This window comes from Dermacoccus sp. GAS27A (assembly GCF_044909235.1).
In the GTDB taxonomy this organism is placed as follows: Bacteria; Actinomycetota; Actinomycetes; order Actinomycetales; family Dermatophilaceae; genus Dermacoccus; species Dermacoccus nishinomiyaensis.
Window position 1 is genome coordinate 55,059 of record NZ_JBIYDW010000008.1, and the last position, 13,327, is coordinate 68,385.

Below are 13,327 nucleotides of genomic sequence, written 5' to 3' on the forward strand. Positions count from 1 at the left end.
TTTGAGTGAGAATCATTGTCATGTTCATGCGTCGCTCGTTCACCGTTGCTCTCACCGCCGCCCTGGGGCTCGGCGTCACCGCCTGCGGCTCCGAGAACGGGCGCACCGACGACGGCCGCGTCCAGACACTGGCGAGCTTCTATCCGATGCAGTACGCGCTCGAACGCATCGGCGGACCAGACGTCACCGTCAAGAACCTGACGAAGGCCGGCCAGGAGCCGCACGACGTCGAGCTCACGCCCCGCCAGGTCGCCTCCGTCGCGGACGCCCGCCTCATCGTCTACGCGAAGGGCTTCCAGGCCAGCGTCGACGACGCCGTCGCCTCGAGCGCCAAGGCCGGGCGCGCACTCGACGTCTCGCCGCAGGCCGACCTCGACCTCACAGCCGAAGAGGAGGGCCACCATGACGAGAGCGAGCACGAGCACGCTTCCCATGCCGGCGGTTCCGACCCGCACTTCTGGCTCGACCCGGTGCGCTACAAGGCCGTCGTCCAGGCGATCGGTGACCGGCTCGCCAAGGACGACCCCGAGCACGCCGACGGATACCACACGCGCACCGCGTCACTCGTCAAGGATCTCGATGCCCTCGATGCCGAGTACCGTGGCGGCCTCGCTCACTGCACGAACCGGACGATCGTGACCGGCCACGAGGCGTTCGCCTACCTCGCGGCACGATATGGGCTGACGCAGCGCGGCGCGTCGGGTGTCTCCCCCGAGGCCGAGCCGACGCCGGCGCAGCTGTCGTCGATCAGCGATTACGTGAAGAAGAACAAGGTGACGACGATCTACGCTGAGACCCTCGTCTCGCCGAAGGTGGCTCAGACCATCGCCTCCCAGACCGGCGCCCGCGTCGACGTCCTCGACCCGATCGAAGGGTTGACGGACGCGAGCAAGGGCAGCGACTACCTCGCCGTGATGAGATCCAACCTCGCCACATTGAAGAAGGGCCAGGGCTGCTCGTGAGCGTCTCCCCCATCCTGCGACTGCGCGACGCCGCGTTCGGCTACGACGGCCGCGCGGTCGTCGGCGGTGTCTCGCTCGAGGTGAACCCCGGCGAGATCATCGCGGTTCTCGGGCCGAACGGCTCCGGCAAGTCGACGCTGATGCGCGGCATCCTCGGCCTCAACGACCACGTCAGCGGGCAGGTCGAGCTGTTCGGCACGCCCGCATCTTCGTTCAAGGCGCGCACGCGCATCGGCTACGTGCCGCAGCGGCACACGCTGTCGGCGTCGGTGCGCGCGACGGTGGAAGAGGTCGTCGAGGTGGGTCGCCTGCCGCACCGGCCCTGGTACCGACGCGCGGACGCCGAGGATCGCCGGCTCGTCACCGCGGCCCTCGCCGAGGTCGGGCTCGCCGATCGCTCCCGCGACGACGTCGCCACCCTCTCCGGGGGTCAGCACCGACGCGTCCTCATCGCCCGCGCGCTGGCCGCGCAGCCCGACATCCTCGTCATGGACGAGCCGACGGCCGGCGTCGACACCGCCAGTCAGGAGGTACTCGCCGAGGTGCTCGAGCGCCTCGCCGCGAGTGGCGTGACGATGATCATCGTCACGCACGAGATCGAGGCGCTGCACGGCATCGTCACGCGCATCGTCGAGGTCGCGCACGGCGCCGTGACGTTCGACGGACCGCCCGCGCGCTACGGCGAGCGCGTCAGCGCGTCGCTCGGTGGGGTGTCGCTCGGCGGCCACGACCACCACGCCGAGGACCTGCCGCACCACGCGCCGGGCTACGCGCGCGGACCCTTCGACGACGCCAGGTTCGCGCCCGATCACGGGCGATTCAGGGAGGGGGATCGTCGTGGCTGAGTCGCTCGCTACGTGTTCTGATGGGGCGCCCGTGCGTCCCGTCGCTCCCTTCCACGCTCTGATCGGAGGCCACCGTGGGTGACCTGTTCGTCCTCGAGGCGATGCGATACGCGTTCGTCGCCGCGCTGCTCGTCGGGGCGGCCGCGCCGTCCGTCGGGGTGTTCCTCGTGCAACGACGGCTGTCGCTCATCGGTGACGGCATCGGCCACGTCGCGCTCGCCGGCGTCGCGATCGGGGTGCTCCTGCACGCCTCGCCGATCCTGACGGCGCTCATCGCGGCCGTCGTCGCGGCGTGCATCATCGAGTTCATCCGCCTGCGCGGGACGACGAACGCCGACGTCGCCCTCGCCGTCATGTTCTACGGCGGTATCGCGGCGGGCGTCGTACTGCTCTCACGCGCCGACAACGCGGGGCAGACGTCGATCAGTCAGTACCTGTTCGGCTCGATCCTCACGACGACGAGCGACCAGCTGTGGCAGTTCGGCGCGCTCGCCCTCGTCGCCGTCGGCGCGACGACGGTGCTGCGCAAGCGCCTGTTCGCCGTCGCCAACGACGAGGAGTACGCGCGGGCCGTGGGGCTGCCCGTCGTGCCGCTCAATCTGCTGCTGTCGATTCTGACGTCGGTGACGGTCGTGTTGTCGATGCGCGTCATCGGCCTGTTGCTCATCTCGGCGCTCATGATCCTGCCCAACGCGACGGGCCAGCTGATCGGTCGTAGCTTCCGTCAGACGACGGCCGCAGCCGTCGTCGTGGGCTGCCTCAGCGGTGCGCTGGGCGTCACCAGCGCGTACTACCTCGACACCCCGCCCGGCGGTACCGTCGTGCTCGCGGCGATCGCGCTGTTCCTGCTCGCGTCGTTCGTGGCGATGACCGTGCACGCCGTGCGCGCTCGTCAGGCGCGACGGGTGGCGCACCACGCGCACGAGCACCGGCAGGGCTGCGGGCACCCGTCCGTCCCTCACGGCGACCACGTCGACTACCTTCACGACGGTGAGTTCCACGCGCCGCACGGCGACCACTGGGACGCCCACCGACCCGCCGTCGAGACCTCGAAAGGCACGCATGATGCGGTGTGACAGCGCAGGACGCTTCGAGCTTCGACGAGTCTGGACGGATGTCCGATGAGTGCGCGCAAACCGACACGCCAGCAGCGCGTCGTCGCCGAGAGGCTCGACGGCTGCGGCGAGTTCTGCTCCGCGCAGGATCTGCACGCGAAGCTGCGCGCCGACGGTGAGACGATCGGCCTCGCAACGGTGTACCGCACCCTGCAGGCGCTCGCCGGGGACGGCACCGTCGACGTGCTGCGCACCGACGACGGTGAAGCCGTCTACCGCAGCTGCTCCCCCACGCACCACCATCACCTCGTGTGCCGACGGTGCGGACGCACCGTCGAGGTCGAGGGCCCGACGGTCGAACGCTGGGCCTCCGGCATCGCCGCCGAGCACGGCTTCACCGCCGTCAGCCACCAGCTCGAGATCTTCGGGCTGTGTCGCGCGTGCAGTCAGGACGCCGCCGCTGCCTCTGCTTCCGCCCCCTCTGACGCGGGGCCTTGAGTCGCCCGAAGCGTTGCGGCGGGTTCTCCCGTCAGGACCGCACCGAATGTCTCGACGGCACTGACCCTGCCGCATGGCGACGGCGCAAACACCTCACGAAGGCGCCGTCTCCACCGTGTCACGGCGGCTCTAACGCGTCACGGCGGCACTGAATACCATGACGGCACTGCCCCGGACTCCGGTCTCGAGGGGTGAATCAGGCGACGCGGCCGGCATCTGACACCACTGCGAACTGCGTCCCTCTCTGCGCTTTTCGTCGACCTTCGTAAATCGCAGGGGGGCCGGGTCAGTCGATGAGGCCGTCGTCCTCGTAGATGCCGCCGCCGTCAGCGTCGGGGTCCCCCATGAGCACCGGGTCGTAGGACGGCTTGGGCTTCGACGGCGCCCGAGCTGCCGCCGCAGCGTCGTCCGCAGCCTGCTGAGCGGCGACGGCGTCGACGGCTCCGCCATAGCGACGGTCGCGCCGGGCGTAGATGTCGACGGCCTCCCACAGCTTGCGACGGTCGAAGTCGGGCCACAGCGTGTCGAGGAAGACCATCTCGGCGTAGGCGCTCTGCCATAGCTGGAAGTTGCTCGTCCGCTGCTCGCCGGAGCTGCGCACGAACAGGTCGACGTCCGGCAGGCCCGGCGCGTAGAGGTAGCTCTGGATCGTCTTCTCGGTGATCTTCTTCGGGTTCAACCGGCCGGCCGCGACGTCGTCAGCGAGCGAGCGTGTGGCATCGACGAGCTCTGCGCGCCCGCCGTAGTTGACGCACATCTGCAGGGTGCAGACGGTGTTGTTCGTCGTCCGCTCCTGGGCGACTTCGAGCTCGCGCACGACAGAACGCCACAGCCGCGGCTTGCGCCCTGACCAGATGACGCGCACGCCCCACGAGTCGAGCAGGTCGACGCGACGACGGATCGTGTCGCGGTTGAAGCCCATGAGGAAGCGCACCTCCTCCGGCGAACGGCGCCAGTTCTCCGTCGAGAACGCGTAGGCGCTGATGTTCTTGACGCCGAGTTCGATGCAGCCGGCGACGACGTCGATCAGCATCGCCTCACCCGCCTCGTGGCCCTTCGTGCGCGGCAGACCGCGCTCGTTGGCCCAACGCCCGTTGCCGTCCATGACCATCGCGATGTGCTGCGGCACCAGCTCAGCAGGAATCGCGGGCGGCGTGGCGCCGCTGGGGTGCGGGTCGGGTGAGATCGGCACGGGCGTCGTCCTTCGGGTCGTGATTCTTGTCGTCGTGCTGCGTGACGTAGGTGTCCCCGACGTCTCGGTGAGGACAGTCTCTCAGGACGCCGGGGGCACGTCGTGCGTCGCAGGCTCGGCGGGTGTCGCGGGTGGGGTCGAGCGAGCGACGACGGTGTAGTCGCCGCGATCGACGTGCCTGAGCGAGCGCACGCCGTGTTCGAGGTGCCATTGGACGTATGCGGCGATGAGGTTGCTCGACTGTCGACGCGCGTCGTCGCTCGTCGCGGCGACGGCGATCCAGTCGCCGCGCAGCAGGGCGTCCATGAGGACGAACGTCTCGGGCATCGGCGCGGTCGATCCGGGCGGGCGGCACTGCGGGCAGACGGCGCCACCGACGGCGAGGTTGAACGCACGCTGCGGGCCGGGGTCGCCGCAGCCGGCGCAGTCGATGAAGCTCGGCGTCCACCCGGCCGTCGCGACGGAACGCACGAGGTAGGCGTCGAGCACGAGATGTGCGGGGATCTGACGCTGCGCGAGCGCTGCGAGCGCCCCGGCGAGAAGGTTGAAGTGGGCCACGACGCGGTCGGAATCCTCGCAGAGCCGGTCTGCCGTCTCGAGCATCGCGGCACACGCGGTGTAGGAGGGATAGTCCTGCGCGATGGCGTCGCCGTAGGAGGCGAGGAGGTCGACCTGAGTGACGACGTCGAGGTTGCGCCCCTCGTGCAGCTGGATGTCGACGACCATGCCCGGCTCGAGACGCGCCCCGAACTTCGACTTCGTCTTGCGCACGCCCTTCGCGACGGCGCGCTTCTTGCCGCGATTGCGCGTCAGCATCGTGATGATGCGATCGGCCTCCCCCAGCTTGTGGGTGCGCAGCACGATGGCGGCGTCACGGTAGAGGGGAGGCATGTCTCCATTGTCTCGCGGTTGCCTGCGTCAGCGATAGCGGGCCCGCGTCTCGTCCGCTGACGGCGCAACTCGCCGGGCGGATGCGTCCCCAGGCATGCCTCAGCCGCCGACATGCGTTCTGCTCCCCCACCCCCGCCGTTTCCCCCTGCGTCCAACTGCACCCGGGTGCATCTGGGCGCAAAGGGCGGGGCTGGACGAGTCAGGACAAGAGGCGCATAATCGAACACATGTTCGCAGGTCTACAGGGGTCGCTGCTCGACCAGGTCGAGGAGGTCGGCGTGCGTCCGCTCGTAGGCGCCGTCCGTCGCACCGAGCTGACGCGCGGGGCCTGGGTCGACCTGCGCCCCGGCTTCATCACCGGCGCTGACGAGTTGTTCAGCCGCCTCATGCTCGGTGGCAGCGCGGGCGTCGACTGGCAGGGCGAGCGTCGCGTCATGTGGGACAAGGAGGTCACCACGCCCCGCTTGCTGCGCTTCTACCGCGGCGACGAACGCTGGCCCGACCCCGTGATGCGCGACGCCCAACGCGCGCTGAGCGACCATTACGCCCCCGAACTCGGCGAGCCGTTCACCACCGCCGGCATGTGCCTCTACCGTGACGGCCGTGATTCCGTCGCGTGGCACGGCGACAAGGAGGGCCGCTCGAGCACGAAGGACACGATGATCGCCATCGTCTCGATCGGCTCGCCGCGCACACTGGCGCTTCGCCCCGTCGGTGGCGGGCAGAGCCTGCGCTTCCAGATCGGCCACGGCGACCTGCTCGTCATGGGTGGCTCTTGTCAACGGACCTGGGAGCATGCCGTTCCGAAGACGACGAAGTCCGTCGGGCCTCGCATCAGCATCCAGTTCCGGCCCTACGACGTGAGATGAGATTCAACCCCGTGACGCATGCCGTCAGCCTGCAGCCGAGGGGCGTGGGACCACAGGACGCGCCCACGGCGCCCGCGCCTCGACGACCTGGGGAGCAGTAGCCATGCCCGACCCACGGCCCCGTTCTTCGACGCCCACTCTTGCGACCCGCAGTGTCGAAACCCTTGACGGCGTGCTCGACCGGATCGGGCGATCATTGTTCAGGGCGAAGTTCCATCTCAGCCCGGCCGATGCGCGGTACGCGCGCGATCGGGGGCGTCGCGAGATCGAAACCCATGCCGCGCGCTTCATCGGCGAGCGCCTCGCCGCTGCCAATCCCGACAACGACGGCCGGCAGACCCCGATGCGCGGCCATCCGGTCTTCCTGGCTCAACACGCGACGGCGACCTGTTGCCGCGGATGCCTCGCGAAGCACCACGGCATCGTCAAGCACCACCCGCTGACAGACGAGCATCAGGCCTACGTCTTCGCCGTCATCATGCGCTGGATCGAGCGAGAGTTGCGACGCCTCCCCCACGATTCCTCTCGCGCTCCGCTGCCCCCGTCCAAGCATCGGCGACCGGGCATGTCATCGCATGCGGCGCTCTTCTGAGCGCTCCCCGCGGGATGCTCGCACAACGCCCGTCACCCTGACACGACGAAGCGGGTGGAGCCCAGCACCTTCCCCGGTCACTGGGTTCCACCCGCTCGTCCCATTATGCCGTGTCGCACCGAGTGCCTCATGCGTCGCGGAACACCGAAATAGTTGTGGAGGTTCGCGCTACCCAGAGCGCGAACCTCCACAACCCTTGGCCCAGCCGTCAGGCCGCAGCCGCCTCCGCGTCACGCTCGGCACGGTTGACGGCCGACAGGATCGCCATGAGCGACGCACGCACCGTCGATTCGTGGATGCCGACGCCCCACAGCACGCGGTCGCCGATGGCGCACTCGACGTACGCCGCAGCCTTCGAATCCTCGCCGGACGAGAGCGTGTGCTCCGTGTAGTCGAGGAGGCGCACGTCGACGTCAATGGTGCTCAGCGCGTCGAAGAAGGCGTCGATGGGTCCGTTACCCTCACCCGAGATCGTCACGGGCTCGCCGCGATCGAGCAGACGGACGGTGATCTTGTCGCGGCCGTCGTCCGTCGAGTCGAGCTGGCTGCCGACCGGCTTGAAACGACCCCAGGCGCGCTCGCCCTCACCGGTGCCGGGCAGGTACTCGTCGGAGAAGGTCGACCACAGCCACTGCGGCGCCACCTCGCCGCCGGCTGTGTCCGTCCACTGCTGCACGACGCCAGCGAACTCGATCTGCAGGCGGCGCGGCAGGTCGAGGTTGTACTCGCTCTTCAGCAGGTACGACACGCCACCCTTGCCGCTCTGGCTGTTGACGCGCACGACGGCCTCGTACGAGCGCCCGACGTCGTGCGGGTCGACGGGCAGATACGGCACACCCCAGACGAGCTCGTCGATCGACTTGCCCGTCTCCTTCGACTGACGCTCCATGTCGTCGAAGCCCTTCTTGATGGCGTCCTGGTGCGAACCGGAGAACGCCGTGAAGACGAGGTCGCCGCCGTACGGGTGACGTTCGCCGACGGGCAGCTGGTTGCAGTACTCGACCGTCGAACGGATCGTCTGGATGTCGGAGAAGTCGATCATCGGGTCGATGCCCTGACCGAACAGGTTCATGCCCAGGGTGACGAGGCAGACGTTGCCGGTGCGCTCACCGTTGCCGAACAGGCAGCCCTCGATGCGGTCGGCGCCCGCCATGTAGCCCAGCTCCGCAGCCGCGACACCCTCGCCGCGGTCGTTGTGCGGGTGCAGCGACAGCACGACGGACTCGCGACTGTCGAGGTGACGCGACATCCACTCGACCGAGTCGGCGTACACGTTCGGCGTCGCCATCTCGACGGTCGCCGGCAGGTTGATGATCATCTTGTGATCGGGCGTCGGCTCGATGACGCCGATGACCTCGTTGCAGATGCGCGCCGCGAATTCGAGCTCGGTGCCCGTGTACGACTCGGGCGAGTACTCGAAGTACACCTTCGTCTCGGGGATCGTCTCGGCGAGCTTCTTGCACAACCGCGCCCCCTGCAGGGCGATGTCGACGATGCCGTCCTCGTCGAGGTTGAACACGACGCGACGCTGCAGCACAGACGTCGAGTTGTAGAAGTGGACGATCGCGCTCGGCGCACCCTTGATGGCGTCGAACGTCTTCTCGATGAGGTGGTCGCGGCACTGCGTCAGCACCTGGATCGTCACGTCGTCGGGGATGTGGCCGCCGTCGATCAGTTCGCGGACGAAGTTGAAGTCCGTGTCGGACGCCGACGGGAAACCGACCTCGATGTCCTTGTAGCCCATCTGCACGAGCAGCTTGAACATGCGCATCTTGCGCTCGGAATCCATCGGGTCGATGAGCGCCTGGTTGCCGTCACGCAGATCGACGGCGCACCAACGCGGCGCCTTCTCGATGATCTTGTCGGGCCACGTGCGGTCGGGCAGGTCGACCTTGATCTGCTCGTGGAAGGGGACGTACTTGCCGATCGGCATCGTCGTCGGCTGCTGAGATCCGTGCATGGGTGGTGTTCGCCTCACTGCGTTCGTTGCGGGTGCCGGCCGAGCACCATTCAACCCCGCGGTGAGGATGGCCGACTAGTTGGCCCCACCGCGGCAACGAAGAAGGAGACTCACTCCCCGAACCGTGCGCATGCCACCAACCTAGGGGTGACGCGCCCCACACCACCACCCGCACGTCGCCGTCGTCCAGCAAGCGGACGGCGGCGGGCTGCCGCAAGCTTCCTCGCCGGCGGTGCGTCGCTACCGCGCGCTCATCCCACCACAGGATGACGACGGCCCGGCGCGCGGCGTGAATAGCTGGGCGGGTGAACGACATCTGGAGCCGCGGGCCACGTGCGCGACGCTGGATCATGGCGGCCGAGGGGCTCTTTGCACTTGCCCTGACAGGGCTGTCGCTCAGCGTCATGTCGGGCCGCAACGGCTCCGGGTGGGGCGTGGCGGCGAGCGTCGCGATCTTCATTGCGTTCCTTGTCCGCCGTCACACCCTGCGCCTGATGTTCGTCCTGGCGGCAGCAGGCGGCGCCATGCAGCTCGTCGACCCGCGCGCCTTCATCATCTTCGGTGACTTTCTCTACGCCCCGATCTGCGCCAAGCTCGGCGTGCACCGCGACGCACGCGTGCGCCGTCTCGGTCTCATCACGGGCGCGCCCTTCGTCCTGCCGCGCCTGGTCGCCATCTTCGGACGCCTGCTCGGAGCCGGTCCCGACGCGCGCATCGCACGCCGCAACGCCGTCGCTGACCCGATGCGCGCGACGCGCGCCGCGCTCGGCCTCGTCATCGGCGTCGGCCTCGTCACGACGTTCGCCTCCGGCAGCGCCGCGCTGTCGGAGTCGATCACGACGTGGGATCTGAGCGCCGCTGAGAGGGCACAAGCGCTCGACGTCATGCACATGGTCTCGATCCTCATGATGGCGCTCGTCGTCATCGCCTCGATCATCGCGGGCGTCGGCTTCGTCAGCACGATGTCGCTCGTCGTCATCCAGCGCCGCCGCGAGATCGGCATGCTGCGCGCCATGGGCTTCACGGCGCGTCAGATCCGCGGCATGGTGACGCGCGAGTCGCTCGCGCTCGGGTTGACGGCCGTGCTCGTCGGCATCGCCCTCGGCGTGCTGCTCGGTTCGCTCGGCGCGCAGTCGCTCATCGGGGCCGGCAACGACGGCTTCGTCTGGGGTCTACCGTTCGAGGTGCTCGCCGTCATCGTCGTCGCAGCTCTCGCGCTGGTCCTCGTCGCGGCCCTGCCGCCCGCGCGTCGCGCCACGACGGTGACGCCCGTCGAGGCCCTGCGCGTCGTGTGACCTCCCACGCTGTGCGAACCCGGCCCAGACGAGTTGAGGTCCGACACTCTGCACTGCAGGGTTTCGGACCTCAACTCATCTCGTGAGGACTGCAATCACGAATTGCGGACTTTCAGACCTCAGGCAAGCGGTCGGCGACGAGCGCTCAGCGTCGGATGTCGGGCGCGCGGCGGATGACGAGGTACTTCTCGCTCAGTTCCTCGATGGCGAACTTGCCGATCGGGATCTCGGAGACGACGAGTTCCTCGTCGAGCGAGAACGGCGCGATCTTCGTCGTCACCTCACGCACGACCTCGCCGCCGCGGATCGTCTTGTAGGTGTTGGTGATCTCGACGCGCCCGTCCTTGACCGGAACCGTCTGACGCCACCGCTCGTAGGTGTTGCGCCCCATCGTCGAACTCGCCGTGCGCACGAGCTCCTCACCCGTGTCGACGACGCCGTACGCGCGGCTCATGAGGATCGGTGCGCCCTCGGGCAGCACCTGCGCCATGCGATCCCAGAACGCGAGGCGCGCGCGTCCGCCGAGGAAGTAGATGACGTTGAACAGCAGCGCGCCACCGATCTGCTCGGGCATCCACGCGTCGAGGATCGAGTTCGGCACGACGGTGGCGCGTGCACGCAGCGAGTCGCGCTCGGAGATGCGCATCATGAGCATCGAGCGCATCCACGGGTCGGGTTCGACGGCGATGATCTCGGCGTCGGGGAACTGCTCGGCGAGCGCGACCGTCGTCAGGCCCGAGCCGGGGCCGATGTCGACGAGCGGCAACTCAGGCTTGAACCCGGCTCCCTCCCAGGGAATCCCGCCGACATAGTCGGTCTCGGGGTTGATCGGCAACCGCAGCACGTCACCGAACTCGGCCCACGCCTCGTGGTCCTTCATGTGCTCACTCATACGAAAACCTCAGAAGTTGAATCCCAGCTTGCCCAGCTGCTTCGGGTCGCGCTGCCAGTCCTTCGCCACCTTGACGTGCAGGTCGAGGTAGACCCGCTGCCCGAGCAGCTTCTCGATGCCCTCGCGCGCCGTGGTGCCGACCTCGCGCAGCCGCGAACCGCCGCGGCCGATGATGATGGCCTTCTGGCTGGGACGCTCGACGAAGATGTTGACGCGCACGTCCATGAGCGGCTTGTCGGCCGGGCGATCCTCACGCGGCACCATCTCCTCGACGACGACGGCCAACGAGTGCGGCAACTCGTCACGCACGCCCTCGAGCGCGGCCTCGCGGATGAGCTCGGCGATCATGACGGTGTCCGACTCGTCGGTCAGCACGTCGTCGGGGTACAGCTGAGGCGACTCGGGCAGGTAACCCAGCAGCACGTTCGCCACATCATCGACCTGCTTGCCCGAAACCGCCGAACACGGAACGATCGCGGCCCACTCCCCGAGACGGTCGACCTCGATGAGGTGCTCGGCGAGTCGCTCCCGATCGACGGTGTCGGTCTTCGTCACGAGCGCGACGACGGGGCGCTTGCGCACGCGCTGCAGCTCGGCGAGGTCCTTCGCGATGAACTGATCGCCCGGGCCGATCTTCTGGTCGGCGGGCAGGCAGAACCCGATGACGTCGACGTCGAGCAGCGTCTCGCGCACGACGTCGTTGAGGCGCTCACCGAGCAGCGTGCGCGGCTTGTGCAGGCCGGGGGTGTCGACGAGGACGATCTGGCCGTCGGGGCGCGTCACGATCCCACGGATCGTGTGACGCGTCGTCTGCGGCTTGCTCGAGGTGATCGCCACCTTGTCGCCGACGAGCGCGTTCGTCAGCGTCGACTTGCCCGCGTTGGGCCGCCCGACGAGGCAGGCGAAACCGGCGCGGTAGATCTCGCCGTCGTGGGTCGTGTCGTGCTCGGTCATCGATCCGTCTCCTCGCCGCGCGTCTCGGCGCTGCGCTCGTCCCCACGCCCGTCCGGGTCGGTGGGATCTTCGGGTTCCACACGCTCGACGATCAACGTCGCGAGCTGGTGGCGTCGTCCTGCCATCTTCTCAGCCGTGAGGCGCAGCCCGTCGATCTCGCCGCTCGCGCCGACGAGCGGCACGCGCCCGACGAGCTTGGCCAGCAGACCACCGACGGTGTCGATGTCGTCCTCGTCGATGCTGACGCCGTACATCTCGCTCAGGTCGTCGATCGACATGCGAGCCGGAACGCGCGTGCGGCCGTCCCCCAGTTCCTCGACGCCGGGCGACACGCGGTCGTACTCGTCGTCGATCTCGCCGACGATCTCCTCGACGATATCCTCCATCGTCACGATGCCGGCGGTGCCGCCGTACTCGTCGATGACGACGGCGAAGTGGACGCGGTCGCGCTGCATCTCCTTGAGCAACGCGTCGACGGGCTTCGACTCGGGCACGAACGCGAGGTCGCGCATCACCTCGGAGATGGCGATGGCGTCCGCGTCGCCGGTGAGCGTGCGCCGCACGACGTCCTTGAAGTACAGCAGGCCGACGAGGTCGTCGGAGTTCTCGCCGATGACGGGCACGCGCGAGTAGCCGGAGCGCACGAACAGGTTCATCGCCTGGTGCAGGCTCTTGTAGCCGTCGATCGTGATCATGTCGGTGCGCGGCACCATGACTTCGCGCACGATCGTGTCGCCAAGCTCGAACACGCTGTGGATCATGCGCCGCTCGTCGGCCTCGATGAGGTCGGAATCCTCGGCGAGGTCGACGAACTCGCGCAACTCCGCCTCGGAGTCGAATGGGCCGTCCTTGTAGCCCTCACCCGGGGTGACGGCGTTGCCCAGCGTCACGAGCAGCCGCGCGAGCGGTGAGAGCACCGTGAGCGCGACGAGGACGGGCCGCGCCGTCGCGAGCGCCACCTTGTCGGCGTGCTGGTGGCCCAGCGTGCGCGGCGAGACGCCGACGAGCACGAACGAGGCGATCGCCATGACGGCGACGGCCGTCGCGAGGCTCGGCCAGAACGCGCCGTCGAACGCGCGTGTCGCGGCGACGGTGACGAGGACGGCGGCCGTCATCTCGGCGCCGACGCGCAGGAATGTCAGCACCATGAGCGCCGTCGCGTGGTTGTCGACGATGCGTCCGAGCGCCGAGGCGCCGGCGTGGCCCTCCTCGGCGAGCGTGACGACGCGGTGGCGCGTCACGCGCCCGAGCGCCGACTCGACGAGGGCGAAGACGAAGCCCATGACCACGCTGACGAGCGCGGCGATCAGCACGATGGTCAC

At 68.6% G+C, this 13,327-nt stretch carries 13 protein-coding genes; 7 read left to right on the top strand and 6 right to left on the bottom strand.

Translation table 11 applies throughout. The annotated features are described in order from the left end of the window. Positions 1–20 precede the first annotated feature (20 nt). The 4 genes from ABH936_RS09850 to ABH936_RS09865 all read left to right on the top strand — a co-directional run bounded on the left by ABH936_RS09850 (position 21) and on the right by ABH936_RS09865 (position 3,360). Complete coding sequence (locus ABH936_RS09850) at positions 21–962, top strand: metal ABC transporter substrate-binding protein (protein ID WP_038568656.1); 942 nt, start codon at positions 21–23, stop codon at positions 960–962. Continuing rightward, positions 959–1,807: a metal ABC transporter ATP-binding protein gene (locus ABH936_RS09855; protein WP_404603177.1), complete on the top strand. Its 849-nt coding sequence runs from the start codon at positions 959–961 to the stop codon at positions 1,805–1,807. The genes ABH936_RS09850 and ABH936_RS09855 overlap by 4 nt, the downstream gene beginning before the upstream one ends. Positions 1,808–1,881: 74 nt before the next feature. Next, on the top strand, positions 1,882–2,883 hold the full coding sequence (locus tag ABH936_RS09860; RefSeq protein ID WP_006944160.1) for a metal ABC transporter permease: 1,002 nt from the start codon (positions 1,882–1,884) through the stop codon (positions 2,881–2,883). A gap of 45 nt (positions 2,884–2,928) precedes the next feature. Next, positions 2,929–3,360, top strand: coding sequence for a Fur family transcriptional regulator (locus ABH936_RS09865; protein ID WP_404603178.1), 432 nt, complete (start codon positions 2,929–2,931; stop codon positions 3,358–3,360). A 286-nt stretch (positions 3,361–3,646) separates the two neighbouring features. Here ABH936_RS09865 and ABH936_RS09870 read toward each other — a convergent pair whose 3' ends face one another. Both ABH936_RS09870 and recO read right to left on the bottom strand, forming a co-directional pair. After that, positions 3,647–4,576 (bottom strand): isoprenyl transferase, encoded by a 930-nt coding sequence (locus tag ABH936_RS09870; RefSeq protein WP_369815076.1) that lies wholly within the window; start codon positions 4,574–4,576, stop codon positions 3,647–3,649. Between the two features lie 57 nt (positions 4,577–4,633). Continuing rightward, entirely contained in the window at positions 4,634–5,443 is an 810-nt protein-coding gene (recO, locus tag ABH936_RS09875; protein WP_062257798.1) for a DNA repair protein RecO, read from the bottom strand. A 227-nt stretch (positions 5,444–5,670) separates the two neighbouring features. On the opposite strand from recO, the gene ABH936_RS09880 reads away from it, so the two are divergent. Further along, positions 5,671–6,312 carry an alpha-ketoglutarate-dependent dioxygenase AlkB gene (locus ABH936_RS09880; protein ID WP_038568664.1) on the top strand — a complete coding sequence of 214 codons (642 nt, stop codon included), beginning with the start codon at positions 5,671–5,673 and terminating at the stop codon, positions 6,310–6,312. Positions 6,313–6,484: 172 nt separating this feature from the next. Continuing rightward, entirely contained in the window at positions 6,485–6,904 is a 420-nt protein-coding gene (locus ABH936_RS09885) for a DUF4186 domain-containing protein (RefSeq protein ID WP_202775001.1), read from the top strand. A 208-nt stretch (positions 6,905–7,112) separates the two neighbouring features. Here the strand turns inward: ABH936_RS09885 and leuA are convergent, their stop codons facing one another. After that, positions 7,113–8,864 (bottom strand): 2-isopropylmalate synthase, encoded by a 1,752-nt coding sequence (gene leuA / locus ABH936_RS09890; RefSeq protein WP_040014391.1) that lies wholly within the window; start codon positions 8,862–8,864, stop codon positions 7,113–7,115. 305 nt (positions 8,865–9,169) lie between these two features. On the opposite strand from leuA, the gene ABH936_RS09895 reads away from it, so the two are divergent. Next, a complete protein-coding gene (locus ABH936_RS09895) occupies positions 9,170–10,159 on the top strand; it encodes an ABC transporter permease (protein ID WP_006944175.1) in 990 nt (329 codons plus the stop codon). A gap of 145 nt (positions 10,160–10,304) precedes the next feature. On the opposite strand, the gene ABH936_RS09900 is transcribed toward ABH936_RS09895, so the two are convergent. The 3 genes from ABH936_RS09900 to ABH936_RS09910 are packed head-to-tail and all read right to left on the bottom strand — an operon-like array spanning position 10,305 to position 13,327. Then, complete coding sequence (locus ABH936_RS09900) at positions 10,305–11,051, bottom strand: trans-aconitate 2-methyltransferase (protein WP_254653963.1); 747 nt, start codon at positions 11,049–11,051, stop codon at positions 10,305–10,307. A gap of 9 nt (positions 11,052–11,060) precedes the next feature. Then, positions 11,061–12,005, bottom strand: coding sequence for a GTPase Era (era, locus tag ABH936_RS09905; protein ID WP_006944283.1), 945 nt, complete (start codon positions 12,003–12,005; stop codon positions 11,061–11,063). Further along, entirely contained in the window at positions 12,002–13,327 is a 1,326-nt protein-coding gene (locus ABH936_RS09910; protein ID WP_115297174.1) for a hemolysin family protein, read from the bottom strand. The genes era and ABH936_RS09910 overlap by 4 nt, the downstream gene beginning before the upstream one ends.

Bases quoted from the DNA above. Each gene is read 5' to 3' on its own strand.
- ABH936_RS09850 (WP_038568656.1), top strand. From the start codon at position 21: ATGTTCATGCGTCGCTCGTTCACCGTTGCTCTCACCGCCGCCCTGGGG.
- ABH936_RS09865 (WP_404603178.1), top strand. From the start codon at position 2,929: ATGAGTGCGCGCAAACCGACACGCCAGCAGCGCGTCGTCGCCGAGAGG.
- recO (WP_062257798.1), bottom strand. From the start codon at position 5,443: ATGCCTCCCCTCTACCGTGACGCCGCCATCGTGCTGCGCACCCACAAG.
- ABH936_RS09880 (WP_038568664.1), top strand. From the start codon at position 5,671: ATGTTCGCAGGTCTACAGGGGTCGCTGCTCGACCAGGTCGAGGAGGTC.
- leuA (WP_040014391.1), bottom strand. From the start codon at position 8,864: ATGCACGGATCTCAGCAGCCGACGACGATGCCGATCGGCAAGTACGTC.
- ABH936_RS09900 (WP_254653963.1), bottom strand. From the start codon at position 11,051: ATGAGTGAGCACATGAAGGACCACGAGGCGTGGGCCGAGTTCGGTGAC.
- era (WP_006944283.1), bottom strand. From the start codon at position 12,005: ATGACCGAGCACGACACGACCCACGACGGCGAGATCTACCGCGCCGGT.